The organism is Chitinimonas naiadis, assembly GCF_054780835.1.
Window position 1 is genome coordinate 1,463,621 of record NZ_BAAGVO010000004.1, and the last position, 24,365, is coordinate 1,487,985.

Below are 24,365 nucleotides of genomic sequence, written 5' to 3' on the forward strand. Positions count from 1 at the left end.
ACCTAAATCATCTATGGCCGGCTAATAAGCACCAGCGCGCAAGCCTTTATTTAGATGCTTGTCTGCACGCAAACGATCGGCCATCAGATCGATAAAGCTTCGCACCTTAGCTGAGCCATATTTGCTCTCTCGATGCACGATATGAATTGGGAGAGGTGCGTTCTCGTACTCTGAAAGCACGATCTTCAGCCTACCCGCTTCCAGTTGCGGTCCGATCTGATAGGACATCAAACGGGTAACTCCCATGCCACTGCTCGCAGCGTCAATCGCGGCGTCATTGCTGGTTACGGTCAGGCGGGGTTTCAACTTGATCACACAAGGGCTTTGCTCCGGCCCGAATTTCCATTCCACCGTCGGCGAAACACTGCTGGCAGCAATGATTGTTCTTCCGATGAGTTCCTCTGGAGTTCGGGGCTCACCATGTCGATCGAGATAGCCTGGTGAGGCACAGAGAATGCGCCTGACCTGGCCTACCCTGATGGCACGCATACTTGAATCAGGCAGCGGTCCAATCCGAACCGCCACATCTACGCCTTCCTCTAACAGGTTGACGACGCGATCAAGAAATAATGCCGAGACGTCAGCATCCGGGTTGCGATTCAGGTATTCGAGAATGCCGGGCATAACGAACATCTTGCCAAACAGCACTGGCGCGGTGACCGTTAAATGCCCTCGTGGTGCAGCATTGATACCAGCGGCCGCTTCATCAGCCACATCTACCTCCTCAAGGATACGACGCGCGTCATCTAGATAGCGCTGACCAGCCTCGGTGACCCGTACATAGCGGGTCGTCCGAAGAAGCAGCTTTACACCCAGTTTGTCTTCCAGTGCCGAAATGGCGCGCGTCACGGCAGGTGGCGACATGCCCATGCGTCGTGCCCCGGCGGAAAAACTCTCTTCCTCGCCCACCGCCACGAACACGGCCATCAAGTGCAGTCTGTCCATCTTGAATTCCTTCAGGTGGAATAATTAATTGCATAATACGACTATTCTTCAGCTTGGTGCATTTTGGCAAAGTGTCGTCACTCGCAACGCACTGGGCGATGCGAACTGGAAATTTACTTAGCCAAGGAAATCATCATGAGCCGCATCAGCATCCCCACCATCGAACAATCCGTCGAAGCCAGCAAGCCTCTCTTGGCCGCCGTTAAGCAACAGCTGGGCATTGTTCCAAACCTCATGAAGCTAGTAGGACACAGCCCTGCTGCGCTGGAAGGCTATCTGTCGCTGAACGGCGCGCTGAACAAGGGCAAACTGGATGCCGCGCTTCGTGAGCGAATTGCGCTGGCGATTGCAGAATATAACGGCTGCGACTACTGCCTTTCCGCCCACACCTATCTGGGCTTGAATGTCGCCAAACTGAGCGAAGCAGAAATTGCTGCGGCGCGTGACCACCGTAGCAGCGACACCAAGACTGCTGTTGCTTTGCAGTTTGCTTATCGTGTCGCTGCTGACCGTGGCCGTGTGAGTGATTCCGATTTGAGCGCCCTGCATCAGGCTGGCTTTGATGAAGCGGATGTTATCGAAATCGTATTGGTGGTCGCGCTGAATGTACTGACCAACTATGTCAATAACGTCGCCCAAACCGATATCGATTTCCCGAAGGTTTCGGCCAAGTAAACAGCCCACGCAGCTAACGTTCCAACGACTTTACCTCGGAGCCAATATGAGTATCGCTATTACCAAGCTTGCTGCCCAACTGACTTTGGCTGTCGCCATGATTGCCCCCGCACTGGCGGCCTCGCCCGTCACCAAGGATGGAGTGACCACCATCCACCTTACGGAGTACAACGGTTACTTCGCCGCGAAGGAAACCCTGACCGACTTGAAACCGGGTGAGTACGATTTCGTGGTCACCAACAAAGCCGGTAAGTTTGTGGGCTTCAATGTACAGGATCAAAAAACGCATGAACTGCTGGGTGGGTTTGGGCTAAAGCCAAACGAAACCAAGTCGGCCCGTGTCACGGTAACCGCTGACGGCTTTCGTTACCGCTGCCCAATCAATGTCACGCCTTGGTACGACGTCGACATGACTAAGTAAGCCGTCCTTACTATTGGCGTGCAATAAATGCCCTGAGCATCGCTCCGGGCATTTTCTATTTGCTAGCAGGCCTACCAAGGCGTCTTTTGAATTAGTTTTGCTTGCACCATCCGAACAATCAGCACCGGCACAGCTAGGTGCCGGTAGTCAATGAGCACCGGAATTGCCGGTCAAGTTCGCCGGAATCCGCAGCAGGCAGGCCGGTACAAATACACAACACCGTAGACCAAACCGGAAAAAGCCTTCTCCCGCGAACGGGCGGCGACGGCTATCCCGCGTACGTGCGACAGCGCACTGACACCTGATTGAAAAGACACCACTGTGATGAAGCCACGGACGACTTATCACCGTCGTCTCCGATTCGACTTACTCACATGAGGTCTACATGAACATACCCAATCAGCAGCAGCCCAATACCAACCCGCCCCGTACCGATGGCCCCACCAGCAAGCCACCAGCCGGTGACCCACCGCGCCCCTCGCCCGTCGAGGATGAAACGGGAAACATGCAGCCCAACCGCGAAGTCGAGAACAGGCAGCAAGACATGACCAGGGATGAGATGGATTCGCGGATGCGGGACCAGAACGCGCAGCGACAATCGGCGCCCTCCGGTCTGACCCGCAACACCGGACGAGCCCTCTCCTATCCAGAAGCCTTTGGGGTGGCTACCGGAGAGGCAATCCATCTGTATTGGGCAACTTCTGAACGGACCACCATGCGCTTCTATCGTGCAATCAGCGCGTACATCGAATCGTTCCAGCAGAATTTCACTGCAGTAGCAGAGAACATCGAAGACACCGCCCGCGCGAATCAATCGCAATTGCGTGAAAACCGGTCCTTCTCGGCCCCATCGCTTCGCTCGAGCAACAATCTGCACGATGACCAGCGCTCAAACCGCCCCATGCGCTAGTTGCGGTTAGCCAGATAAAGCGAGGATGAATCATTGATTGGCATTTAATCCAGCCATGCGTTTGCAGTTCTTTCGAAAGACACGCTGGCTGGATCTTTTTGTCTTCCGCCTCCTCGCTTCCGGGCAGGATCAAGCACCCGATTAAGGCCGCGATCATGGATTTCTGACCGTACGGTCCCAGGTACGACGCTTGCCCCTTTCTGTATATCACCACTGATCACCAAGATAGGAAACACGCCATGGGTCACATGAACCCGCAAGCCAACAAGTCTGCGAAATGGGAATTTGGCGGAGAAGTACAGGACGCCTGGGATGGATGGCTCAATGAAGTCTGGGATGATTTCGATGCGATGCCACGCCTGCTCACAGAATCGGAACGGTCCGCAGAAGACCCGGCCCAACCTCGCCGCGGCTCATGCAGCGTCATACGGGGTACGCACGGGGCGCACAGCGCATAGACGAATTGGAGATTCAGACTTGCCCGCATCCCGACTCGCCACAGGGGACGGCAGTGCTAGCTGAGGCCCTGCTGAGAAAGCAGGGGCAAATTCACGCGAAACAAGGTGCCCTCGATCTGGTTCGAGGATATCTCCAGCGAACCCCCGTGGGCCTTTGCAATCTCATGGCAAAGGTAGAGCCCCCGGCCCAATCCACCCAGTTGCAGGCCGTCAAGAAAACGTACACCTGACTGAAAGATTTCCGGGAGTCGATCCAGATCAAATGGCGCGCCGAAGTTGTGTACCGACAGAGTCAGCCATTGACCCTCGGTCAGGCAGTTCACCGTCACCTGCGATTCGGAAGCGCCGTAGGTGAGCGCATTATCCAACAGGTTCGAGAGTAGCTGCTGGACTCGCAGCAGGTCGCAATGGACGCTCCGCGATATCCAGATAACCGCATCGATCTCGCGGTCCGGACGCAACATCTTCCAGTCGGCGATAACCGCATGAAGTGCATCGGCTAGAAATTCCATCGCAGTCGGCTTGATCTGAACCCCTGAATCCAATTCTCCGCATGACAAGTCGGAGCCCCTTCGATGAGCTATCAGCGCATCAGTCAACGTTGCTGGTCATTAAATACAGATACGCGAGCATGGGGAAATGGCGACGCAAAGTCTGTACGGCAGCGCACACAAGTATCAGACCGCGCTGGGGTGGCAATCTCATTCCTGCCGGATCGCCCGCATGGCAAGTGGCAGCGGCCTGCCAAGCAGGACAGAAACCCCCAATCAGAGGGCGGTGGGTGGGGGACTGTGCGGCTTCCCCTCCACGCCTCTGACTGATGGCAGACTGAGGCCAGCTTCGCGATGACGGCGGGCCTATCCGGCTACTACGCCCGGCAGGGCGGAGGAAAGACGGATAGCCCCCCAGCTAGGCAAGCCAGGCCCCCTCATCTCATGAGGGCTTGTTGACCTTGCCGGCGGTCAGCGCAGCCTTCTTGACGCTCATTGCCTCACCGATCTCGATCAGGTCGAGCTTCCTCGCTTTGGCCAGCGGAAACATCTCTTCCTCTTCCTCTTTGACGTGGTGGTTGATGTACTCCCCCAGCACCGTCACCTTGGCGTCGTAGAGTGGGTCGTTCGGCTTCATGGCCGAGAGTTGTGCGATCAATTCCTTCGCACTCGCATGCTCCACCGTAGCCTCATCAATCAGCCTGTCGCTTTCTTCGTCTAGACGCATGGCCGGATAGAAGAGCGTCTCTTCCAGCTCGGTATGAACCCGAAGCTCCTCACATATCTGACCAGCCAGCGCAGAACGTTCGGTGGTATCCCCCTTGCCGATCAACTTGTCGTAGTCCTTGAACATCTTCTGGACCTTCTTGTGATCGGCCTTGAGCATATCGACGGCGTTGGGTGCCGTATCCTTGCGGCCGGAGGTGGATTGGGTCTTTTTCGGTTGAACAGTAGTCATTGCAATACCCCAGTTAGGACGACATTCGGTGAGTGTCGTGTAGTAGGAGTAGCAACCGGCGCGCCTATGATCATTTCGGCGCGGTGACGTCGTCAGGGCGGGCAAACGTACCCAGATGGCCGGTAGCAGACCGATAGGGGGAGGGCAGAAGCGTGCAGGCAACTTCGCAGAAACAAGCGGGCGTGGCCCCGCCTGAAAAAGCTGGTCAGGTGTTCTTCAGGCTCTGTTGGCCGGTTTTGGGAAATTGCTCGGTATTCCCGCTCTGGGTCTCGCCGTCGCTGGGTTCAGCCTGACGACCCGAATCCCTTTGGCTGTCCGTTGCGGTCGACCGTGAGGCCTCGCCAGGAGATGGATCGGCTGAAGTAGCACCTTCATCCTGGTCCAATCGATGATCCTCTTTCTCCACCTGGGAGTCGGCGGTGGTCGTATCACGGTTCACGCCCGGATGAGCTACTCCAGGCGGACGGTCGGTTTCTCCCACTTCCTCTGCATCAAAATCGGGGTTGAGGGGTGTGTTGCTATCGGGGGTATGGTTGGAAGACATGAATACATCCTTTACCTGCAATTTCATTGACCCATTGTGTCCCTGGGCTGGGTCAATGCGGCTGACGCCAAGAGACGCTATCTCCCTGGCAAGGCGTGTGCCGTCCAAGCGTAAAGGCGGGGCAACCTAGGAACCTCTCCGAATTTGCCCCGACGCAATGTAAACGCTACCGACTGGCAGGTACAAACGGCAAAGGCTCCGCGCAACATTTACCGGCAGAGGCAAGACACCCCACCAGTGCCTTGCGCGCATTACCTTTCTTTCACTCACGCCGCCGCTTCTCGGCTCCAATGACGGTGTGCAGCGATCGCCTCGATAAACTTGTCGGTCAGTTTGTCGCCCGGTGTCTCCAGCACGATGCCCGGCGCAAGCGCGGATACCTTCCCCCAGGGCAAATCATTACATGCCCGCTGGAACAGCCGGCCACCATCGCCTTCTGCGGCAATGGCCTTGCAATGCATGAAGGCCTCTCTCACAAACCGCAAGGTATCCGGGTGCTGAAGGAGTGTTTCGATACTCTTTGCGCCGCCAGGGATATAGACGGCATCGAACAAGACGGAGCTGGTCGTCAACAGGCTATGATCAACCTCGATCACCGTACCGCCTTCTCCTTTTAGCGTGCCGCCATGTGGGGCGATGATCTTGCATTGCGCGCCCGCGGCAAGCAGGGCCTGCTGCATGGCAGCCAACGCCCGCTCGTCCACCCCGTCGGCGACCAGCATGCCAATCTTGCGGGTCGCAATCCCGCACGATGGCTTATCGGCCATGCTGGTTGCGGGCGAGTCCGCCAGGCTGGAGTCCACCGGCAAGGGCTGGTATTCGGCCGGGTCGGCATCCGCCGGTACGCTCATGTTCAAAGGCAAGGCCAGATGCTCAGGGATATCGATACCGAGTCCCTTGGCGACTCGCTCGGCCAAGGCGATGTCCACCTGGGCCAGCATCCCCACCATCCGCTCACGTATCGCAGCTACGGTCAGTTTTCCCAATTCGAACTGCAGCGCCTTCACGATATGCGTCTGCTCCCAATCGGCCTGGCTGCGAAAGAACATGGCGGCCTGACTGAAATGGTCGAAGAACTTCTCGCTTTTAGCGCGTACCTTTGCCCCATCGATAGCTTCAGAGTGGCTGACAAAACCCTGCATATCAGCACCGGCCTGCATGGGGCAGCCACCCCCTAAGGTATTGGGGGCATAGTTGGCACGGCCGGTATCGATCCCCTGGCGCATATGGCCATCACGCTGATTGTTGCTGACTCCCGAGACGGCCCGGTTGATCGGAATCTCATGAAAATTAGGTCCGCCCAGTCGGATCAGCTGGGTGTCGGTGTAGGAAAAAAGACGCCCCTGTAGCAGGGCATCATTGCTGAAATCGATGCCCGGCACGACATGCCCCGCATGAAATGCGACCTGCTCGGTTTCGGCAAAGAAGTTGTCCGGATTCCGGTTCAGCACCATCTTGCCTATCCGTATCACGGGAACAAGCTCTTCCGGGATGAGTTTGGTAGGGTCAAGCAGGTCAAAGTAGAACGCATGTTCGTCCTCTTCCTCCACAATCTGTACGCCGAGTTCCCATTCGGGAAAATGGCCCGCCTCAATCGCATCCCACAAGTCTCGCCGGTGAAAGTCCGGGTCTTGGCCGGAGATCGTCTGCGCTTCACTCCAGGCGACCGAATGCACACCCAGCAGTGGCTTCCAGTGGAACTTCACGAAGCGGGATTTGCCATTGGCACTGACAAACCGGAAGGTATGCACACCGAACCCCTCCATCATGCGCAGGGAGCGTGGGATGGCCCGATCAGACATCACCCACATGATCATGTGCATGGATTCCGGCATCAGGGAGATGAAATCCCAGAAGGTGTCGTGTGCCGATGCCGCCTGCGGTATTTCGTTCGGGGCTTCCGGCTTGACCGCATGGATCAGATCGGGAAACTTGATCGCATCCTGGATGAAGAACACCGGAATGTTATTGCCGACCAGATCATAGTTGCCGTCCTCGGTGTAGAACTTCACCGCAAATCCACGCACATCCCGTGCAAGATCAGAAGAACCGCGTGAACCCGCCACCGTGGAAAAACGGGCAAATACCGGTGTCTTCACCGTCGGGTCCTGCAGGAAGCCTGCCTTGGTCAGCGCCGATTGCGAGGTGTAGACCTGAAAGTACCCATGCGCTCCCGAGCCGCGGGCATGTACAACCCGCTCGGGAATACGTTCATGATCAAAATGGGTGATCTTCTCCCGCAGAATAAAGTCTTCCAGCAAGCTGGGGCCGCGTTCGCCCGCCTTCAGCGAATTCTGGTCGTCGTTGATGCGTACGCCTTGATCGGTAGTGAGGAATTGGCCGGTGGCATCCTGGCGAAAGCGCGCCAGATCAGCGTCTTTGGTGTCGCTTTGAGTGTTCTTTTTCAACGTAATCTCCTCGGCTCGCCAACCAGTGCCAAGGCATAGCCAAGCGGTCCAATCGGTGAGGGTTCAATGTAGGTAGCCGTACGCCGGTTTATCGGCCTGGAGCTGGCAACAATGGGGAGGCGTGGCAAATGCGTCGGTGCGCTGGCGCACACAACGCGCCAGGATTGCGTCGTAAATGTCGGAGACAGGTGATTCGCCACCAGAGAAAAACAGAGCTTGCGAGCGGCGGCGCAAGCCCAAGGCAAAATCCTCGCAGGCCAACGGGCCACGAGAACAGATCGGCATCCCATGCCGTACCCGCCCGGGGCCATTTATTATTCGAAATTGCACAATCACGGCAATTTCCAGGCAATTATCTGAATCGCGAAGCTCCCTAAACTGCAAGCCATACCCACTTGCCCAAGGAGCCCGCCATGAACAGCCCCCTACCCCACCCGCTCACCACCTTTCTCGATGCGATCAACCGCAACGATACCCAGGCCTTCCTCGCCCACTTTCCCGCCAACGGCGTAGTCGATGATTGGGGTACACGCTACCAGGGCCACGCCAGCATTCTTGGCTGGAGTGCGCGCGAGTTCATCGGCGCGAACGTGAACCTGCAGGTCACCAGCATCAGCCAGCAGGGTTCGGAATTCAGCATCCTTGCCGATGTCGGCGGCCGGGGCTATACCGGGCCGAGCCGGTTTGTGCTGGACTTTGAGAACGACAAGGTGCGAGAGATGCGCATCACGACGCATTGAAACCAACCGTCGCGAACACTGACCATTGCAAGGGAATACACCATGCGCACCCTATGGATCATCCTCGGCGGCCTGTTGCTGCTGGCCATCTTCATGCTGGTCGCCCGTCTCACCGGCAGTGCCACACCCGCCGCACTCGCAGCCAAGTGTTTTATTCCACTCTGGCTTTTGGTGGCAGCAGCCAATATGTGGGTAGGGGTCAGCCAGGCCGGCTACTCGGTCGCGGAAGAAGCACCCATCTTCCTGGTGATCTTCCTGGTTCCCGCCATCGCTGCAGCTTTGCTGTGGTGGAGGGGGCCTAGCGCCGGTTGATGGCTGGCCACCCGTAGCCCGTAGGACCAGAAGCGGATGCGACTAGGCCAGGGTCAGGAGATGGGCCGCAGCCAGATCAAACTCATTCTCGCTGAACACCTTGATCCCCGCTGCCTGCAAGCAGGCGGTGGCCACGCCGTGTTGGTCCACCCGGGTACCATTGAAACTGCCGTCGTAGATATAACGGCTGCCACAGGAGGGGCTGCCCTCCTTGAGCACCGCCAAGCGTATGCCACGGGCCTGCGCCACGGCCAGCGCCTGTTCCGCCCCGTGCACAAAGGCCAGGGTCACATCTTCGCCCTTGTTATCGATGACCGGCGCCTCACCCCGCAACACCGCCAGGCCACCAAGGCCCGCGCGGATCTCGGCCGGCGGCCGCGGCGTGGGCAGGCCGCCCGCCACCTCGGGGCAGACCGCCACCACCCGGCCTTCGGCCAGCCAGCGCGCCAGGACCGGATGCCCGCTCTCCTTGCCTTGCCCGTTATAGCGGACCGGGTTGCCCAGGAGACAGGAGCTGACCAACACATACGCCATTTCATTCGCCGACATGCTGCCCTCCCATCGTTTTACCCGTTCAATCCGGCCCCTTGGGGCGCTACCAGAAGCCTCGGTTTCTGGCAGTACTTCCTATTATGCCGCGCCTTGCCCCCAAGCAGGATCAGGTGCGATTGATGGACACCCCACCGTCCACCACCAGCGCCGCCCCGGTCATGAAGGCCGACGCATCGGACGCCAGATACAGTGCAGACCGGGCGATCTCCTGCGGCGTCGCCAAGCGCTTGAGGGCATGCAGCCCTTCCACGAAGGTGCGGGCTTCAGGCGTACTGGCCGCCGCCCGCCCCATGGGGGTATCGGTGCCGCCTGGCAACAAGGCGTTGGCGCGTACGCCTCGGGTCCCGTATTCAGCGGCGATGACCTTCGCCAGGCCGATCAGCCCCGCCTTGCTGGCCGCATAGGCGCCCATACCTGGCAAGCCGACCGTGTAGCCGACAATGGTCGAGGTAAAGATCAGCGACCCGCCACCGCGCGCAACCAATGCGGGCAACTGGTACTTGGCCCCAAGGAAGGCGCTGGTGAGGTTGATTTCCAGGGTCTCGTTCCAGGCAGCACGAGAGAGATCGGCCACCGGCGATGTCTCGCCCAGCGTGCCCGCATTGTTGAAGGCAATGTCGAGCCCACCGAACCGGCCCACCGCCGTCTCCACCAGTGCGCTGGCGAGCTGTTCGTCGCGCACGTCGCCAGCTAGCGCAATGGCGCTACCGCCTTCGTGTTCGATCTCGGCCACCAGGGCCGCCAGCTCCGTCTCGCGGCGCGCCGTGACCACCAACTTCGCCCCTTCCCGCGCAAACAGACGGGCCGCTTCATACCCTATCCCGGAGCTCGCGCCGGTAACGATGGCAACTTTGCCGGACAATTGCTTCATGTGAGCCTCGCACTTTCAGTAACGTTGATGAATCTCGCTACTGTCGTCGATGCCCGGGCGCGCCGCGCTCCGCTTCTTGCGGTCAAATTAAGGAGGGATCGCCCACGACAACGGGGCGTGAACGGGCCTGATCGGTGCGTCAGTCCCAGCGCAGTTCAAAGTAGGGGCAACGCACCACGACCGGATCATAGGAGAGCAGCAGGAAGGCCCGGTCGATAAAGCGGGGGCGGGAAAAACAATGGCCGTCCAGGTAGGCGGCCACGGTGTCTCGGTCCAGTTTGGGTTCGTCGGTGTAGACCACCACGACATAGCCCCCCGCGTAGGGCGGGGCTTTCAGTTCCGGATAGCGCTTGTCCTTAGCGGCAATGCGCTCACCAAGCTGGGACAGGAAGGTATCACGCTGCCAGTCGGCCCAGTCGGACGGCTCGCAGGCGCGTTCGGCATACTTCAGTTGCTGGATCACCCGGCCATCAACCAGCTCCGTCACCTCCAGCGCAACGCGCCGGCCCCGGTGGTCTCGCGCTTCGCAGTCGGGGGGATCATTGCCGCGTCCGCGACTCAGTATCTCCGAGTAGAAGCCACGACCATCCAGTGCCAGTGTATCGGCCAGGGTGATCGCCACACCCCACTCTTCCACGTCCCGGTTGCGGGTCCAGCAAAAGAAATCGGCGTAGCCACGCTCACGCGTCCCACTGGCAAGGCCCTGCCGGACAATGTCCACTGCATCCTGCTCTGGCGTCATGAGTCTGCCCTTGTGTGGGCCCGGCACCTGGCAATGAACCGGGCGAGTCGACGTCTTGTCCGAGCATAACGAAATCCGCCCCACCACTCCAAGTATATATTTGATCCAAAAGGGAAATCCTGCCGGATCGGCATCGTTCGCCGCTTTGTCCTACCCTACTTAGGTAGGCCGGCAACCGCGCTCCGCCGAACATACAGGTAACGGGCCAGGCGCCAAGGCAGGCGCAAGCCTGGACTGTGGCCGGCAACCCACAGCACAGCATGAAGGAGACACGCCGCACCGATTGGCGCAAATTTCGTACACTACAATTAGAGTACATATAGTAGGATTTGCTAATGTTCTCACAACCAGCCACCAATAAGCTTTACACCCTGTTTCTGGCCTCCTCCCTGAGCGTCGCCATGCCGCTGCAGGCGGCGGACCTGACCGCCTACACCGAGGAATGGCCTCCCTACAATTTCAGCCTCAACGGCCAGGTCAAAGGCATCGCCACCGAGCTGCTCTACGCCACCTGCGAAGCCGCCAAGCTCGACTGTGCCTTCAACATCGTTCCCTGGGCCCGCGCCTACGCCACCGCCCAGGCGGTCCCCAACACCCTGGTCTACACCACCGCCCGCAAACCTGCGCGCGAGAAGGAATTCATCTGGCTAGGCCCCATCCTGCCGCGTACCACCTGGGTATTCGGTCGCAGGGGCATGGATGGCACCATCCACGACTTCAAGGACCTCTCAAAGCACAAGATCGGCGTGGTACGCGGTGAAGCGGCCTCGCAGGATCTGCAGAACGCCGGCGTCCCCGGCAATGTGCTGATGCCGGAGAAATCAAACGCCGACGTGCTCAAGCTCCTGAGCGGCGGCATGGTGGACGCCGTGGTCGATACCGAGATCGGCATGGCCTGGAACCTGCGCAATGCCAACCTGCCTGACAGCAATGTCGTGAAATTGCTGAAGCTGACGGATGAGGGCGCCTACTACTTTGCCCTCAACCTGAAGTCCGATCCTGCCCTGGTCGCCAAGCTGCAAAAAGCACTGGAAACCCTCCGTAGCAATGGCAAGATCGAGGCCCTGATCCGTCAATACACGCAAGGTTCATCCAAGACACCATGATCGACCCCCGCTCGCCCGCCGCCGTCGTCCAGCGCCAGCTCGACGCCTACAACGCCCGTGACGTCGAAGCCCTGCTGGCCACCTATGCTTTTGACGCCAGCCAGTACGAACACCCCGGCAAGCTCCTCGCCACCGGCCACCCGGCCCTGCGCGAGCGCCTCACCGCCCGCCTGCAGGAACCCAACCTGCACGCCCACCTGATCCAGCGCTCGGTCATGGGCCATATCGTGATCGACCAGGAAATCGTCACCCGCACCTTCCCCGAAGGCCCGGGCACCATCGAGATGGTCGCCATCTACGAGGTGCGCGACGGACTCATCCAGAACGCATCGGTGGCTCTGGGCCAGAAGGTACTGCAGGCAAGCTGAACTCAGTCCAGCAGCGCCGCCAGCCACTCGCACAGCGCCGCATGCATTCCGCCGGCCGGATCGAGGCAGTCCATATGGTCTGCCTCGGTCACGACTCGCAGCCTTGCGGTATCCCCCAGCGCCTGGGCCAGCGCGACGTAGTGCCGGGAGTGCGCAAGCGGAATATCGGTATCCCGGCTGCCGTAGACTACCAGCTGCACGACACCCAACGGTAGCCGCGCCAGCGGCGATGCTGCCTGGTAACGCTCGGGGACCACTTCGGGTGGGCCACCCAGCAATGCCGACAGGGCAAGCCGGCCTTCTCCGCTTTCTGCCAGAGAAACCAGATCCAGCGCCGGGGCCAGCGCGGCCACCGCCTTCGGCCTCAGCAGGGCGCCGTTATCTGGACGCGCCGCCCAGAGTGCCAGCTGCGCGCCGGCGGAATGTCCCACCAGCACCAGACGAGTCAGATCGATCCCCACCCCGGCGGCCTGGATCTGCGCCAGATACGCGACGCCCGCCGCCACATCCTGGAACGTGCCGGGCCAGCCACCGCCCGGCTCTCCCACACGACGGTAGCCCAGATTCCAGACGGCGTAGCCCCGCGCCAGCAGGTCATCCACCACCGGTAACCATTGTTCGCGCCCCCAGGGCATGCGCCAATAGCCACCATGCAATAACACCACGACCGGTGGCATGGTCGCGGCGGGCAGATAAAGATCGCCGGCCTGGCTGTCGGCTTCTCCATAACGATAGGTGCCCACCCTCAGGGGAGCTTGCGCCTTGCCCATCAGAATTCCCCCTTAATGAGGGGCCGTACTATCCAGGTAACGATTGGATAGGCCGGCCCTGTCCACCTTCGCCTCAATCGGCCAGCCTGACCACGACCTTGCCGAACGCCCCACGCTCCACGTGCGCCAGCGCCGCCTTCAGATCGGCAAAGTCATAGACGGCATCGATAACTGGCGAGATGCCCTTGCTGTCCACCGCCTGGGCCAGCCGATGCAAAGCCGCGCGATGCCCCACACCTATGCCCTGGATCACCGGCCGGATCGAGAACATCAGCGCAGCCGGTACCGTCATCTCAAAGCCTTCCAGCACGCCGATGACGGATACCCGCCCGCCTATCTTCAGCGCGGCCAGGGTCTGCTTGATATTGCTCCCACCCACCAGTTCCAGTGCATGGTCCACACCGAGACCACCCGTCATCTCCCGCACCGCCGCCGGCCAGTCCGGCTGGGTAAGACGGTTGACGACATGCTGCACCCCCAGCGCCTTAGCCTTCTCCAGCTTGCTGTCGCTCGCACTGGTCATGATCACCGTGGCGCCACGCGCCAGCGCGATCTGTGCGGCAAACAGCGCCACGCCGCCGGTGCCCTGCACCAGCACGGTCTGGCCTGCCTGCACCCCACCGGACTCGACCAACGCAAACCAGGCAGTCAGCCCCGCGCAAGTCAACGTGCTGGCGGCAAGGTCGTCCAGCGTTTCCGGGGCGCGGACCAGCCAGTCTTCCGGCACGGTCAGGTAGCGGCTCAGCACACCCGGCAGGGGGCCGCCCAGCGCGGTGCCGTTGGTGCTGCGCGGTGGCACTTCACCGTCGAACCAGGTACTCCAGAAAGTGCTGATCACCCGCTGCCCCCTGGTCACCCGGCTCACACCGGCACCAGTGGCCACCACCGTTCCCGCCATGTCCGATCCCGGCACCAGCGGGAAATCCAGCTTGGAACCCATGCCGGACTGCACCATCGCCAGATCGCGATAATTGAGCGATACCGCCGCCACCTTGACCAGCACCTCGCCAGGGCCGGGCTGGCGAACCGCCGTTTCCACCAGTTGCAGGGCATCCACACCCAGACCCTGCATCTGCCATTGTTGCGTCGTCGTAGTCATCTCGCGTTCCTTGTAAAGGCAACCCCGTGGGGTCAGTAAGCGCTATGATATTGACGATCAATTCGCACCAGTTGCGGCGATATTTCGCATCAATGAATACAAACCGGAACCAATAACATGGCAACTGCAGATCGCCTTGGCGGCATCGCCGCCTTTGTCAGCGCGGTGGAGGCCGGCAGCTTCAGCGCCGCAGCGGAGCGGCTCAACCTCTCCCGCTCCGCCGTGGGCAAGAGCGTGGCGCGGCTGGAGGAACGGGTTGGCGTTCGGCTGTTTCATCGCACCACCCGCAGCCAGAGCCTGACCGACGAAGGCCAGGCCTTCTACGCCCGCTGCGTGCGCGCATTGGCAGAGCTGGAACAGGCCGAGGACGAACTGGCGCAAGGCCAGCAGGCACCATCCGGCAAGCTGCGCATCACCATGCCGGTGCTGTTCGGCCGCCATTGCATCGCCCCGGTATTGCTCGATCTCGCCCGGCGCTATCCCCGCCTGCAGATCGAAGCGAGCTTTAGCGACCGACGCTCCGACGTGGTCGAGGAAGGCTACGACCTGGCGGTACGCAGCGGCACGGTGGCGGATACGCCCGGCCTCAAGGTCCGCAAGCTGGGCGAGCACCAGATGCTGGTGGTCGCCGCCCCCGGCTATCTCACCCAGCGCGGCACACCCCAAAGCCTGACCGATCTCGCCAGCCACGACGGCATCCTCTACGGTCGCGCCGGCCGCCTGGGCGAATGGCAGTTCCGCGGCCCGGATGGCGGTCAGATCAACGCCACCATTCAGCCCAGACTGGCCTTTGACGATCTGGAAGCCCTGCTGGACGCCGCCAAGGCCGGCCTCGGCATCGCCCGCCTGCCCGACTGGCTGACCAACCAGTCCTTGCGGGAAGGCGCGCTGGTACGGCTGCTGCCGCAGGAAACCAGCCTGACTTTCGCCGTCCACCTGCTCTGGCCCCAGACCCGCCACCTCGCCCCCAAGGTCCGGGTCGTGATCGACGCCCTGGCCGAAGTCATACCCCCCATTCTCAACCGGCCGCCTTTTGGTGGTTGAGGCGAGGTAAAAACAAGTCGCTAGAATGTCTCTATGCAGAACCAGCTCCCCGAACAGCTCGAATCCGCCCGCCTGATCATCCGCGTCGCCCGCCCAGGTGATGGCGCCATGTTCAATCAGGCCATTGCCGAATCCAGCGAGGACCTCAAACACTGGCTGGGCTGGGTCTACCCCGCCCCCACGCCGGAAGCATCCGAACGCGACGTACGCCGCGCCCACGCCCGCTTCCTGATGAACGAGGACCTGATGGCCTTCTTTATCGACAAGGCCAGCGGCCAATTGGTCGGTGGCAGTGGCTTGCACAAGGCCAACTGGCCGCTGCGGCAGTTCGAGGTCGGCTACTGGTGCCGCAAGGGCTGGGGCGGAAAAGGCCTGATCACGGAAGGTGTGCGCACGCTCAGCGATCACGCACTCGACGTACTGGCCGCCAACCGCGTATTCCTGACCACCGACGATCGCAACATCGCCAGCTGGCGACTGGCAGAACGGGCCGGCTTTGTACTGGAAGGCACCCTGCGTAACGAACGCTACGATCTTCAAGGTAACTTGAGAAATACCCGTGTCTATTCCCGCATCCCTGCCACCAAGGATCAAGCACCGTAGGGCGCAATCCCCGAAGGGCATTGCGCCGTATTTGACTGACCGACCCACAACCTCTGACCCGCCCACATGCTCAACCTCCAGAACAAAATCGCCCTGATTACCGGTGGCAGCACCGGCATCGGCCTCGCTACCGCGCAAGCCTTTGTCGCCCAGGGCGCCAAGGTGGTGATCACCGCCCGTGATGCCGAACGCGGCCAGGCGGCCGAGCAACTGTTGCGCGACCAGGGTGGCGATGCCGTCTTTCATGCCTGCGATGTCAGCGATCCCGCCTCGGTCGCCTCCTTGCTGGCCTTTGTACAGGCCAGGCATGGCCGGCTGGACTGCGCAGTCAACAACGCCGCCGGCGAGGCCCAGCTTGGCCCCTTGCACGAGAGCAAGCCGGAAGACGCTCAACAAAACCTGAATGTCGATTTCTTCGGGGTCTACTACAGCATGCAGGCCGAGATCGGCAGCATGCTTGAGCATGGTGGCGGCACCATCGTCAATGTCTCCTCCATCAACGGCCTGTCCGGCACGCCGAACGCAGCGGTCTACAGTGCCGCCAAGCACGCGGTGATCGGCCTCACCCGCTCCGCGGCCAAGGAATACATCGCCCGCGGCATCCGCATCAACGCCGTCTGCCCCGGCCCGACCGATACCCCACGCCGGCAGCGCCGCACCGCCCATTTCACGCCGGAACAACTGGCCGAGCAGCAGACTGCGATCGCCGGGGCCATCCCCATCGGCCGGCTGGCGCAAGCCGAGGAAATCGCCAACGCCATCCTCTGGCTGAGTTCACCCGCCTCGTCCTATGTCGTGGGCCATAGCCTCGTCGTGGACGGCGGGCTGGAAGCCTGATCGGGACAGGGTGTGGCACAGGTCCGACATCTCCCCCGCCCTGCCGGCCGCCTGCGGGCAGGATCGCGACCCACGCCTACACAATCTCACAAAAAACCGATTGAGCGCTTGCCTCAGACCAGTTAGTCTCGCGCCCTTCGTTTGTCCTGCTTTACCCATCCCTCCCGCATGAATAAAGACAAGTTCACCATCCTCGTCGTCGACGACTTTCCGACCATGCGTCGTATCGTGATCAATCTGCTCCGTGAATTGGGTTTTTCGCGCTTTATCGAAGCCGAAAACGGTGAACGGGCACTGCAGGTATTGAACGGCCAGACCGTGCATGCCGTACTAACCGACTGGAACATGCCGGTGATGGACGGGCTGGAACTGCTCAAGCACATCCGCGCCTCGCCCATCCTCAAGGACAAGCCGGTCATGCTGGTCACGGCGGAAGCCAAGCGCGAGAACATCGTGGTGGCCGCCCAGGCCGGTGCCGATAGCTATATCGTCAAGCCATTCAACGGCGAGACGCTGCAGACCAAGATGGCAACCATGCTCGCCAAACGCGGCCTGATCCCTGCCTGATCACTGCCAGCGAAAAAACAAAAGGGGCCAAGCGGCCCCTTTGTCATTTCCAGCTAGCGCATCACACCCGTTCCAGGCAAACCGCAATCCCCTGCCCGCCGCCAATGCACAGCGATACCACGGCACGACGCTCGCCCGTACGCTGCAAGGCATGGATCGCCTTGGTGATCAAAATCGCCCCGGTCGCCCCGATCGGATGTCCATGGGCAATCGCGCCGCCGTCGATATTGAAACGCGCCGGGTCGATCTTCAGCTCATCCCGCACCGCCAGCGCAATCGCCGCAAACGCCTCGTTGACCTCGAAGCGATCCACCTCGCCCAACTGCCACCCAGCTGCCGCCAGCGCCTTGGGAATGGCAGTAATTGGCCCTAAGCCGAACATGCCGGGCTCCACGCCCGTCACCGCCACACCACGGATCACCGCCAGCGGCGTCAAGCCCGCCGCCAGCGCGGCGGCGCGCTCCGCCACCACCATCGCCGCAGCACCCGCATTCACGCCCGGCGCATTGCCGGCGGTGATCGTGCCATCGGGCCGGAATGCCGGCTTGAGCCGTGCCAGTGTCTCGGCCGTGGTATCGGGCCGGTTGCCCTCATCCGCCGCAAAGCTGACCGCCCCCTTCTTGCCCTCGATCAGCAAGGGCTCGATCTCGTCCTTGAAATACCCCGCCTCCTGGGCCGCCGCAAAGCGCTGCTGGCTCTGCGCTGCGTAGGCATCCTGAGGAGCCCGGCTCAGACCCAGCTTGGTCACCAGATCCTCGCTATGCCAGCCGGAGTGCTTGGTCGAGAAAGCATCATGCAAACCGTCGAACAGCATGGAGTCGATGCACTCCGCATTGCCCATGCGGGCACCGTGGCGCATGCCAGGCAAGAGATACGGCGCGCGGTCCATATTCTCCACCCCACCGGCGATGGCGATACTAGCCAGCCCCGCCAGCACCTCGCCATAAGCCGTCACCACCGCCTGCGCGCCCGATCCACAAACACGGTTCACCGTCATGGCAGGCACCGTCACCGGCAAGCCACCCTTCACCGCCGCCTGCCGCGCCACGTTCATGCCGTTGCCGGCCTGGATCACGTTCCCCAGTACCACCGTATCTACCTTGGCCGGATCAAGCCCGCTACGCTTGAGCGTGGCCGCAACCACATGCGCGCCCAGCTCGCTGGTCGGTACAGATTTCAGGGAACCGGCAAACCCGCCTATGCCGGTACGAACCGGGCTGCAAATCACCACTTCTGTGCGCATCGCGTTCTCCAAATACGGCCCAGGCAGGCCGGTGCAGGTAAAGACAAGACGGCGTGCTCACCACCACTACCCATCGGTAGCCAGCAGCACCCGCCGCCTCATTTCATATGATGATCATAATCCTACCATCCGGAAGGTAGGCAATCCATACCGCCTATCCCGCCACCGTGTTCTGAAAGATTAAAGTCAGTAATGAATTATCAAAGTCAGTAATTTTCGGGGGCCCTATGCGGCCCCCGAACTACTTTAACGGCTCAGCTGCTTCACCTCAGCCAAGGCTTGTAGGGCGGCCGTTACAGGCCGACGCATGACCACGACTTTTGAGCTAACAAAAGGGCACCAAACGGTGCCCTTTGTTCAGTCACTTCCAAGTCTGGTCGGAAATATTTATGTACTTGGAAGAAAGCTTCACCCGCGACGACACCGCCGCCCTGTTCCGCGAAGAGCTGGGGGCCTTCCGCAAGCAGGCGATCTACGATGACGGTCGATTGCTGCTGGATGCCACCCTGCGCGGCCGCGGCATTGCCTGTGTGCCACGCCTGTTGGCCGACGAGCACTTGAGCCTGGACCGGCTACATATTCTGCCCGACTACCCCAGGGTGGCAGGCACTACATGGTGGCTGTCGCGGGTGACCGGCGACACCCGTTCACCCATGGTCAAGGCCATGTTTGACTGGATATTGACCTGCGCGACCTAGCAGGGCGGCGACAGGCCCATGACAGACAAGAAACGCATCGTTCCTGCTCCTCCCCGCCCCGACAAGCGGCGTAAAGCCGGCGGTCAGTCTCGCGCAAATGCTTGATATGGATCAGTTACGTCCGGGCTTGGGAATGCAAAAATGGGCGGTGAGACTTGTTACTGGAGCACTCCGATGCTGGACTCGTACCAAGGCACCATACCCAGCTTTGAAAACCCGATCGCGCTGCTGCTGGCCTGCCATGAAAAGGTACGGCGCTTCGCAGACCTGACAGTCCGCCTGGATAAGCACCTCACGACGTACGGAATCGATGATGAAGCCCGTGCGGCTGCGGGCAATATTCTGCGGTACTTCGATGTCGCGGCGCCGCTCCATCACGCCGATGAGGAAGCGGACCTGTTTCCTGCCTTACGGGTGTTAGGCAAACCGCAACTGACGAATGCCATAGACGACCTTGAAAACGAGCACGATGCGCTCGCCAAGCTATGGCTCGCCGTCCGCCCATGGCTGGAGGCCATCGCCCACCAGCGCGCCACGGTACGCCCACCGCTTGTGAATGAGTTCGCAAGCCGCTACATCGCGCATGCCAACCGTGAAGAGCGGGAGATCTATCCCGATGCGCGCAGCCTGTCGCCGGCAGTGATACAGGCGCTGGGCCTGCGTATGAGCCAACGACGGGCGCCAGCCCTATGAGCCTGATCGTACATACGGCGGAGGACTCGGCCTGGCAGCGCCTGCTCTCGGTCCCCCATCGCGCCTACTTCGGGGCGGGCGTACTCGCCATCCTCAGCCTGGCCGCCTGGTGGTCGTCCTTATTGATGCACCCTGCCAACAACGCCTATCCGTCCATGCTGGTGCATGCCCTCATGATGCCGCTGGGTATCTTTCCACTCTTCATGCTGGGCTTCATCTTTACCGCCGGCCCGAAGTGGTTGAACGTGACGGCCCCCGGGGGCAACCTGCCGCTGGCCGCGGGTTACCTGCTCGGCGTGCTGCTGTCACTCGCCGGCTTCGCGGCAGGTGGCGGCTGGCCCGCGCTGGGCCTGCTAACCATGCAGCTCATATGGAGCGTCGCCACGTTGAAGTGGCTAGCGTGCATACGCCAGAGCAAGGCCGCGGTCAAATACCACGCCATCTGCCTGATGGTCGCCATGACCATGGGGGCAGTGACGTTGATGGTGGCGCTGCTCTGGGCCAGGTCGGGCGAGGGCATGCTATGGTTGGCTGCACGCAGCTTCTCGCTATGGGCCTTCCTGCTGCCGGTCTTCCTGACCGTATCGCACCGGATGATCCCATTCTTCACGCAATCCGCCCTGCCGGCTATTGCGGCATGGCGCCCCAAAGCACTGCTCAACCTCTGGTTGGCCGGCTGCCTGTTGCTAGCCATAAGCTGCACCTGGGACATGCCCCTCGCCGGCGCGGCCATCGCCTTCCTGCTGTCGATCAGCCTGGCCTATACCAGTTGGCGCTGGGGTTTGCGTGCCAGCCTCGGTAACCGCCTGCTTGCCATGCTGCACCTGTCCTTTGCCTGGCTTTCCCCCGCACTTGCCCTTCAGGGGCTGTCGCTGTTGGGCGTACAGGTGGGCGCTGCACCCGCGCATGCCCTGGCACTGGGGTTCTGTTGCACCATGCTGGTCGGCTTTGTCACCCGGGTAACGTTGGGCCATGGCGGGCGCGCCCTCAGTGCCGACAACACCTACTGGGCCATCTATCTGGGCTTGCACGGCGTGGCCGTCGTGCGGGTTGCCGTCGCCTTGGCGATACTCCCAACGGCAATGCTCCATATCGCCTCAGGCATCTGGCTGGTGCTCCTGCTTGCCTGGGCAGCCCGAGTGCTGCCTATCTACTGGCGCCCCAGGCTTGATGGCAAGCCAGGCTGAGCGCTGCGGCCTCAATAGCCCCCGCCGCTTGTCACCCCAGGTGCACCGCTGCAACCCGCCACATCGCCTTCCTTGATCAAGTTGATTGGCATCAAGGAAGGTTGGGCGGCACAGGCTTAGTATTAAGGTGCATTTTAAATAGGTATTTAGATCACGCTCCGGGCCCCGTCAGCATCGAGGCGTCTGGCGGTGCAAACCAAGGCATCGGTTTGCATTAAATGTTTAATTTGAAATGCAACAAATACTTGCCAAACGGGAGCAAGGACCACCAGGCGAGTCACTCCACCTTAATAGGAAAGCAATCATGAATAGCTCGCACCGCCTCTGGCGTCTGCTCGCGGTTATATTCCTGCTGTCATTCGCTGTCCTGGGATGGATAGGTAGGGAGATCTACTTATCAGCACCGCCCATCCCCACCAAGATCGTCAGCACCAACGGGACACTGCTTTTCAGCGGGGAACAAGTACAACACGGGCAAGAGGCCTGGCTCTCTGCGGGCGGGCAACAACTGGGCTCGGTCTGGGGGCACGGCAGCTATGTCGCTCCCGATTGGTCCGCCGACTGGTTGCATCGCGAAACCCTTGCGCTGCGCGACGTACTGGCACTGCAGCAGAATCACCGCCCTTTTGACCGGCTCTCCGCCGATGAGCAAGCCATCGTGACTTCGCGCCTGAAGGCCGAGATGAGGCGCAATACCTACGACCCCGTCAGCGGCATCCTCACCGTCAGCGAGGAACGCGCCACCGCGATCAGGGATCTTGCCGCCCACTACAAGGGCTTGTTCGGCACGGAACCCGCCATGAATGGCCTGCGCGAGCAATACGCCATGGTCGCCAACTCCCTGAAAGCGCCAGAAGACCTCGACGCACTGCCAGCGTTCTTTTTCTGGTCTGCCTGGGCAGCGACGACCAATCGGCCTGGCGAAGATCATCTCTCGTACACCAGCAATTGGCCGCACGAACCACTGGTCGATAATGTACCCACCACGGCCAACGGCATCTGGTCGATCGCCAGCGTGATCCTGCTTATCGCCGGTATCGCAGCCATGGTCTGGTTCCATATGGCCCATGAGGAAGAATCCGACCCCACGCCCCCAAAATCGGACCCGCTCTTCGACCTCAAGCCCACGCCCTCCATGAAGGCAACCCGGAAGTACTTCTACGTTGTCATTGGCTTGCTGCTGGCGCAGATCGGCATGGGTGCCATATCGGCACACTATGCCGTCGAGGGACAAGGCTTCTTCGGCATGCCACTGGCAGAGGTCCTTCCCTTTGTCGTCAGCCGGACCATACATACCCAGCTTGGCGTGCTTTGGATTGCCACGGCCTGGCTTGCCACCGGTCTATATATCTCGCCAGCCCTGTCCGGACATGAACCCAAGTTCCAAAAGCTGGGGGTAAACCTGCTGTTTTATGCGCTGCTGCTGATTGTCGTCGGGTCCATCGCCTGTGGCTGGCTAGGCACGCTGCAGCATCTCGGTACCAACTTCAGCTTCTGGCTCGGTAACCAAGGCCTCGAATACACCAGCATGGGGCGTATCTGGCAGTACCTGCTCTTTGTTGGACTGATGATCTGGCTGGCCCTCATGGGCAGGGCGCTCTGGCCAGCACTAAAACGGCCCGCAGAAAGCCGCGGTCTGATCGCCATGGTCTTCCTGTCGGCGACCTGTATCGGTGGCTTCTATGCCAGCTCGCTCATGTGGGGACAGCATAGCCACTACTCGATGATCGAGTACTGGCGCTGGTGGCTGGTACACCTCTGGGTAGAGGGCTTCTTTGAAGTATTCGCGACCGCCGTCATTGCCTTGATACTGACTCGTCTGGGCCTGTTACGCGCCGCCACGGCCAATAGCGCCATCGTGCTGGAGACCATTGTCTTCCTGTTTGGCGGCATTCTGGGCACGCTCCATCACCTCTACTTCACCGGGACACCCACTTCCGTCATCGCTATCGGCGCCATGTTTTCGGCGCTGGAAGTAGTGCCGCTCGCCCTGGTAGGCATGGAAGGCTATCGGAACCACCAGCGCAGCAAAGCCGCCCCCTGGGTCGCCACGTATAAATGGCCCATCCTGTTCTTTATCGCAGTCGGCTTCTGGAACACCGTGGGTGCAGGTCTGCTTGGCTTTGCCATCAACCCGCCCATTGCCCTCTATTACCTGCAAGGTCTGAACATGACCGCCGCCCATGGTCATGCCGCCCTGTTCGGCGTGTACGGCATGCTGGGTATCGGCCTGATGCTGTTCTGCCTGCGTGGTCTATCGCCAGGTGCAGCCTGGAGCGACAAGCTGGTCCAGGTAGCGTTCTGGTGTCTGAACATCGGCCTGGCCATGATGGTTTTCATCTCGCTGCTGCCCGCCGGGGTCTACCAGGCCTGGGCAAGCGTCAGCCACGGTCTTTGGTATGCCCGCTCCCCGGAGATCATGCACTCCCCGTTGATGACGCTGCTGGTCTGGCTGCGCGTGCCAGGTGACATCGTCTTTTCCGTGGGCGCGGTTGCGCTCGCCGCCTTTGCTGTACGGCTTCTGGGTAAGCAACCCGCCGCTACGTTGAAGACTGTTCGCGCCTGATCCTCCTTCTCAGGGCCTGCCCCGGCGGGCCTTGAGAAACATCCTGCGGAATATGCGGAGATCCCATGCGACTTACCAGCTTTACAGACTACACGTTGCGAACTCTCATCTATCTGGCGATCAATCCGGAAGAGGTGGTCACGATACACAGGATCGCAACAGCCTACGCCATCTCGGAAAATCATCTGATGAAGGTTGTCAGCCATCTATCGAGGAACGGCACGATCACTACCCTAAGGGGCCAGCGAGGCGGCATGCGGCTTGCCCAAGCCCCTTCAGACATTCGCCTGGGCAGTGTCGTCAGGCATGCGGAAGGCCAGGTGCCCAGCGTCGAATGCCGGTCTTGCCACAACGGCTGCAAGATCTCGCCACTATGCAAATTCGGCGACATTCTCAACGAGGCACTGGATCGTTTCTATGACGACCTGGATCGGTACACGCTGTCCGATCTGACCCAAAGCCCGCAAATGTTCCGGGCCTTGCTACTGCAAGCCGCCTGAGCCCGCCGACGAATGTAGACCAGCGTAAGCTCCCCCATTGATGCAGATCAAATGCAC

27 protein-coding genes are annotated in these 24,365 nt (G+C 60.8%); 16 read left to right on the plus strand and 11 right to left on the minus strand.

Annotated elements, in window-relative coordinates; translation table 11 throughout:
- Nucleotides 1–21: 21 nt before the first annotated feature.
- On the minus strand, nucleotides 22–945 hold the full coding sequence (locus ACYVHK_RS13090; RefSeq protein ID WP_460532553.1) for a LysR family transcriptional regulator: 924 nt from the start codon (nucleotides 943–945) through the stop codon (nucleotides 22–24).
- 135 nt (nucleotides 946–1,080) lie between these two features.
- Here ACYVHK_RS13090 and ACYVHK_RS13095 point away from each other — a divergent pair, with 135 nt between their 5' ends.
- The 3 genes from ACYVHK_RS13095 to ACYVHK_RS13105 all read left to right on the plus strand — a co-directional run bounded on the left by ACYVHK_RS13095 (nucleotide 1,081) and on the right by ACYVHK_RS13105 (nucleotide 2,951).
- On the plus strand, nucleotides 1,081–1,620 hold the full coding sequence (locus tag ACYVHK_RS13095; RefSeq protein WP_460532556.1) for a carboxymuconolactone decarboxylase family protein: 540 nt from the start codon (nucleotides 1,081–1,083) through the stop codon (nucleotides 1,618–1,620).
- A gap of 46 nt (nucleotides 1,621–1,666) precedes the next feature.
- Nucleotides 1,667–2,041, plus strand: a complete 375-nt coding sequence (locus tag ACYVHK_RS13100; RefSeq protein ID WP_460532559.1) for a hypothetical protein — start codon at nucleotides 1,667–1,669, stop codon at nucleotides 2,039–2,041.
- Between the two features lie 385 nt (nucleotides 2,042–2,426).
- Nucleotides 2,427–2,951: a hypothetical protein gene (locus ACYVHK_RS13105; protein ID WP_460532562.1), complete on the plus strand. Its 525-nt coding sequence runs from the start codon at nucleotides 2,427–2,429 to the stop codon at nucleotides 2,949–2,951.
- 514 nt (nucleotides 2,952–3,465) lie between these two features.
- Here the strand turns inward: ACYVHK_RS13105 and ACYVHK_RS13110 are convergent.
- From ACYVHK_RS13110 to ACYVHK_RS13125, 4 genes are all read right to left on the minus strand, one after another.
- Complete coding sequence (locus tag ACYVHK_RS13110; protein WP_460532565.1) at nucleotides 3,466–3,921, minus strand: sensor histidine kinase; 456 nt, start codon at nucleotides 3,919–3,921, stop codon at nucleotides 3,466–3,468.
- A 421-nt stretch (nucleotides 3,922–4,342) separates the two neighbouring features.
- Nucleotides 4,343–4,858, minus strand: coding sequence for a hemerythrin domain-containing protein (locus ACYVHK_RS13115; RefSeq protein WP_460532568.1), 516 nt, complete (start codon nucleotides 4,856–4,858; stop codon nucleotides 4,343–4,345).
- Between the two features lie 205 nt (nucleotides 4,859–5,063).
- Nucleotides 5,064–5,402 (minus strand): hypothetical protein, encoded by a 339-nt coding sequence (locus tag ACYVHK_RS13120; protein ID WP_460532571.1) that lies wholly within the window; start codon nucleotides 5,400–5,402, stop codon nucleotides 5,064–5,066.
- 266 nt (nucleotides 5,403–5,668) lie between these two features.
- The gene (locus ACYVHK_RS13125; protein WP_460532574.1) at nucleotides 5,669–7,810 is read right to left on the minus strand and encodes a catalase; all 2,142 of its coding nucleotides are present in this window, start codon (nucleotides 7,808–7,810) and stop codon (nucleotides 5,669–5,671) included.
- Nucleotides 7,811–8,223: 413 nt separating this feature from the next.
- Between ACYVHK_RS13125 and ACYVHK_RS13130 the strand changes: the two genes are divergently transcribed.
- Nucleotides 8,224–8,550 (plus strand): nuclear transport factor 2-like protein, encoded by a 327-nt coding sequence (locus tag ACYVHK_RS13130; RefSeq protein ID WP_460532577.1) that lies wholly within the window; start codon nucleotides 8,224–8,226, stop codon nucleotides 8,548–8,550.
- A 42-nt stretch (nucleotides 8,551–8,592) separates the two neighbouring features.
- The gene (locus ACYVHK_RS13135; RefSeq protein ID WP_460532580.1) at nucleotides 8,593–8,862 is read left to right on the plus strand and encodes a hypothetical protein; all 270 of its coding nucleotides are present in this window, start codon (nucleotides 8,593–8,595) and stop codon (nucleotides 8,860–8,862) included.
- Nucleotides 8,863–8,904: 42 nt separating this feature from the next.
- Here the strand turns inward: ACYVHK_RS13135 and ACYVHK_RS13140 are convergent, their stop codons facing one another.
- The 3 genes from ACYVHK_RS13140 to ACYVHK_RS13150 all read right to left on the minus strand — a co-directional run bounded on the left by ACYVHK_RS13140 (nucleotide 8,905) and on the right by ACYVHK_RS13150 (nucleotide 11,027).
- Entirely contained in the window at nucleotides 8,905–9,411 is a 507-nt protein-coding gene (locus ACYVHK_RS13140; RefSeq protein ID WP_460532583.1) for a 2-thiouracil desulfurase family protein, read from the minus strand.
- A gap of 109 nt (nucleotides 9,412–9,520) precedes the next feature.
- Entirely contained in the window at nucleotides 9,521–10,285 is a 765-nt protein-coding gene (locus tag ACYVHK_RS13145) for an SDR family oxidoreductase (RefSeq protein ID WP_460532586.1), read from the minus strand.
- A gap of 139 nt (nucleotides 10,286–10,424) precedes the next feature.
- A complete protein-coding gene (locus ACYVHK_RS13150; protein ID WP_460532589.1) occupies nucleotides 10,425–11,027 on the minus strand; it encodes a hypothetical protein in 603 nt (200 codons plus the stop codon).
- Nucleotides 11,028–11,362: 335 nt separating this feature from the next.
- Here ACYVHK_RS13150 and ACYVHK_RS13155 point away from each other — a divergent pair, with 335 nt between their 5' ends.
- Together ACYVHK_RS13155 and ACYVHK_RS13160 are read left to right on the plus strand one after the other, a co-directional pair.
- A complete protein-coding gene (locus ACYVHK_RS13155) occupies nucleotides 11,363–12,133 on the plus strand; it encodes a substrate-binding periplasmic protein (protein WP_460532592.1) in 771 nt (256 codons plus the stop codon).
- Entirely contained in the window at nucleotides 12,130–12,501 is a 372-nt protein-coding gene (locus ACYVHK_RS13160; RefSeq protein WP_460532595.1) for a nuclear transport factor 2 family protein, read from the plus strand. Before ACYVHK_RS13155 ends, ACYVHK_RS13160 begins: the two co-directional genes overlap by 4 nt.
- 2 nt (nucleotides 12,502–12,503) lie before the next feature.
- Here ACYVHK_RS13160 and ACYVHK_RS13165 read toward each other — a convergent pair whose 3' ends face one another.
- Both ACYVHK_RS13165 and ACYVHK_RS13170 read right to left on the minus strand, forming a co-directional pair.
- The gene (locus ACYVHK_RS13165) at nucleotides 12,504–13,271 is read right to left on the minus strand and encodes an alpha/beta hydrolase family protein (protein WP_460532598.1); all 768 of its coding nucleotides are present in this window, start codon (nucleotides 13,269–13,271) and stop codon (nucleotides 12,504–12,506) included.
- A gap of 73 nt (nucleotides 13,272–13,344) precedes the next feature.
- Complete coding sequence (locus ACYVHK_RS13170; protein ID WP_460532601.1) at nucleotides 13,345–14,370, minus strand: zinc-dependent alcohol dehydrogenase family protein; 1,026 nt, start codon at nucleotides 14,368–14,370, stop codon at nucleotides 13,345–13,347.
- A 117-nt stretch (nucleotides 14,371–14,487) separates the two neighbouring features.
- Here ACYVHK_RS13170 and ACYVHK_RS13175 point away from each other — a divergent pair, with 117 nt between their 5' ends.
- From ACYVHK_RS13175 to ACYVHK_RS13190, 4 genes are all read left to right on the plus strand, one after another.
- Nucleotides 14,488–15,414, plus strand: a complete 927-nt coding sequence (locus ACYVHK_RS13175) for a LysR substrate-binding domain-containing protein (RefSeq protein ID WP_460532604.1) — start codon at nucleotides 14,488–14,490, stop codon at nucleotides 15,412–15,414.
- Between the two features lie 33 nt (nucleotides 15,415–15,447).
- A complete protein-coding gene (locus ACYVHK_RS13180; RefSeq protein WP_460532607.1) occupies nucleotides 15,448–16,017 on the plus strand; it encodes a GNAT family N-acetyltransferase in 570 nt (189 codons plus the stop codon).
- Between the two features lie 66 nt (nucleotides 16,018–16,083).
- On the plus strand, nucleotides 16,084–16,854 hold the full coding sequence (locus tag ACYVHK_RS13185) for an SDR family NAD(P)-dependent oxidoreductase (RefSeq protein ID WP_460532610.1): 771 nt from the start codon (nucleotides 16,084–16,086) through the stop codon (nucleotides 16,852–16,854).
- 168 nt (nucleotides 16,855–17,022) lie between these two features.
- On the plus strand, nucleotides 17,023–17,421 hold the full coding sequence (locus ACYVHK_RS13190) for a response regulator (protein WP_460532613.1): 399 nt from the start codon (nucleotides 17,023–17,025) through the stop codon (nucleotides 17,419–17,421).
- 61 nt (nucleotides 17,422–17,482) lie between these two features.
- Here ACYVHK_RS13190 and ACYVHK_RS13195 read toward each other — a convergent pair whose 3' ends face one another.
- Nucleotides 17,483–18,664: a thiolase family protein gene (locus tag ACYVHK_RS13195; protein WP_460532616.1), complete on the minus strand. Its 1,182-nt coding sequence runs from the start codon at nucleotides 18,662–18,664 to the stop codon at nucleotides 17,483–17,485.
- A 389-nt stretch (nucleotides 18,665–19,053) separates the two neighbouring features.
- On the opposite strand from ACYVHK_RS13195, the gene ACYVHK_RS13200 reads away from it, so the two are divergent.
- From ACYVHK_RS13200 to ACYVHK_RS13220, 5 genes are all read left to right on the plus strand, one after another.
- Nucleotides 19,054–19,362: a LysR substrate-binding domain-containing protein gene (locus ACYVHK_RS13200; RefSeq protein ID WP_460532619.1), complete on the plus strand. Its 309-nt coding sequence runs from the start codon at nucleotides 19,054–19,056 to the stop codon at nucleotides 19,360–19,362.
- Nucleotides 19,363–19,536: 174 nt separating this feature from the next.
- On the plus strand, nucleotides 19,537–20,055 hold the full coding sequence (locus ACYVHK_RS13205) for a hemerythrin domain-containing protein (protein ID WP_460532622.1): 519 nt from the start codon (nucleotides 19,537–19,539) through the stop codon (nucleotides 20,053–20,055).
- Entirely contained in the window at nucleotides 20,052–21,242 is a 1,191-nt protein-coding gene (locus ACYVHK_RS13210; RefSeq protein ID WP_460532625.1) for an NnrS family protein, read from the plus strand. Before ACYVHK_RS13205 ends, ACYVHK_RS13210 begins: the two co-directional genes overlap by 4 nt.
- Before the next feature lie 304 nt (nucleotides 21,243–21,546).
- Nucleotides 21,547–23,808: a nitric-oxide reductase large subunit gene (locus ACYVHK_RS13215; RefSeq protein ID WP_460532628.1), complete on the plus strand. Its 2,262-nt coding sequence runs from the start codon at nucleotides 21,547–21,549 to the stop codon at nucleotides 23,806–23,808.
- Nucleotides 23,809–23,873: 65 nt separating this feature from the next.
- Nucleotides 23,874–24,308: an RrF2 family transcriptional regulator gene (locus ACYVHK_RS13220; protein WP_460532631.1), complete on the plus strand. Its 435-nt coding sequence runs from the start codon at nucleotides 23,874–23,876 to the stop codon at nucleotides 24,306–24,308.
- Nucleotides 24,309–24,365: the final 57 nt, after the last annotated feature.

Coding starts and splice junctions, on each gene's coding strand:
- ACYVHK_RS13090 (WP_460532553.1), bottom strand. CDS start 945: ATGGACAGACTGCACTTGATGGCCGTGTTCGTGGCGGTGGGCGAGGAA.
- ACYVHK_RS13095 (WP_460532556.1), top strand. CDS start 1,081: ATGAGCCGCATCAGCATCCCCACCATCGAACAATCCGTCGAAGCCAGC.
- ACYVHK_RS13100 (WP_460532559.1), top strand. CDS start 1,667: ATGAGTATCGCTATTACCAAGCTTGCTGCCCAACTGACTTTGGCTGTC.
- ACYVHK_RS13105 (WP_460532562.1), top strand. CDS start 2,427: ATGAACATACCCAATCAGCAGCAGCCCAATACCAACCCGCCCCGTACC.
- ACYVHK_RS13110 (WP_460532565.1), bottom strand. CDS start 3,921: ATGGAATTTCTAGCCGATGCACTTCATGCGGTTATCGCCGACTGGAAG.
- ACYVHK_RS13115 (WP_460532568.1), bottom strand. CDS start 4,858: ATGACTACTGTTCAACCGAAAAAGACCCAATCCACCTCCGGCCGCAAG.
- ACYVHK_RS13120 (WP_460532571.1), bottom strand. CDS start 5,402: ATGTCTTCCAACCATACCCCCGATAGCAACACACCCCTCAACCCCGAT.
- ACYVHK_RS13130 (WP_460532577.1), top strand. CDS start 8,224: ATGAACAGCCCCCTACCCCACCCGCTCACCACCTTTCTCGATGCGATC.
- ACYVHK_RS13135 (WP_460532580.1), top strand. CDS start 8,593: ATGCGCACCCTATGGATCATCCTCGGCGGCCTGTTGCTGCTGGCCATC.
- ACYVHK_RS13140 (WP_460532583.1), bottom strand. CDS start 9,411: ATGTCGGCGAATGAAATGGCGTATGTGTTGGTCAGCTCCTGTCTCCTG.
- ACYVHK_RS13145 (WP_460532586.1), bottom strand. CDS start 10,285: ATGAAGCAATTGTCCGGCAAAGTTGCCATCGTTACCGGCGCGAGCTCC.
- ACYVHK_RS13150 (WP_460532589.1), bottom strand. CDS start 11,027: ATGACGCCAGAGCAGGATGCAGTGGACATTGTCCGGCAGGGCCTTGCC.
- ACYVHK_RS13155 (WP_460532592.1), top strand. CDS start 11,363: ATGTTCTCACAACCAGCCACCAATAAGCTTTACACCCTGTTTCTGGCC.
- ACYVHK_RS13160 (WP_460532595.1), top strand. CDS start 12,130: ATGATCGACCCCCGCTCGCCCGCCGCCGTCGTCCAGCGCCAGCTCGAC.
- ACYVHK_RS13165 (WP_460532598.1), bottom strand. CDS start 13,271: ATGGGCAAGGCGCAAGCTCCCCTGAGGGTGGGCACCTATCGTTATGGA.
- ACYVHK_RS13170 (WP_460532601.1), bottom strand. CDS start 14,370: ATGACTACGACGACGCAACAATGGCAGATGCAGGGTCTGGGTGTGGAT.
- ACYVHK_RS13175 (WP_460532604.1), top strand. CDS start 14,488: ATGGCAACTGCAGATCGCCTTGGCGGCATCGCCGCCTTTGTCAGCGCG.
- ACYVHK_RS13180 (WP_460532607.1), top strand. CDS start 15,448: ATGCAGAACCAGCTCCCCGAACAGCTCGAATCCGCCCGCCTGATCATC.
- ACYVHK_RS13185 (WP_460532610.1), top strand. CDS start 16,084: ATGCTCAACCTCCAGAACAAAATCGCCCTGATTACCGGTGGCAGCACC.
- ACYVHK_RS13190 (WP_460532613.1), top strand. CDS start 17,023: ATGAATAAAGACAAGTTCACCATCCTCGTCGTCGACGACTTTCCGACC.
- ACYVHK_RS13195 (WP_460532616.1), bottom strand. CDS start 18,664: ATGCGCACAGAAGTGGTGATTTGCAGCCCGGTTCGTACCGGCATAGGC.
- ACYVHK_RS13200 (WP_460532619.1), top strand. CDS start 19,054: ATGTACTTGGAAGAAAGCTTCACCCGCGACGACACCGCCGCCCTGTTC.
- ACYVHK_RS13205 (WP_460532622.1), top strand. CDS start 19,537: ATGCTGGACTCGTACCAAGGCACCATACCCAGCTTTGAAAACCCGATC.
- ACYVHK_RS13210 (WP_460532625.1), top strand. CDS start 20,052: ATGAGCCTGATCGTACATACGGCGGAGGACTCGGCCTGGCAGCGCCTG.
- ACYVHK_RS13215 (WP_460532628.1), top strand. CDS start 21,547: ATGAATAGCTCGCACCGCCTCTGGCGTCTGCTCGCGGTTATATTCCTG.
- ACYVHK_RS13220 (WP_460532631.1), top strand. CDS start 23,874: ATGCGACTTACCAGCTTTACAGACTACACGTTGCGAACTCTCATCTAT.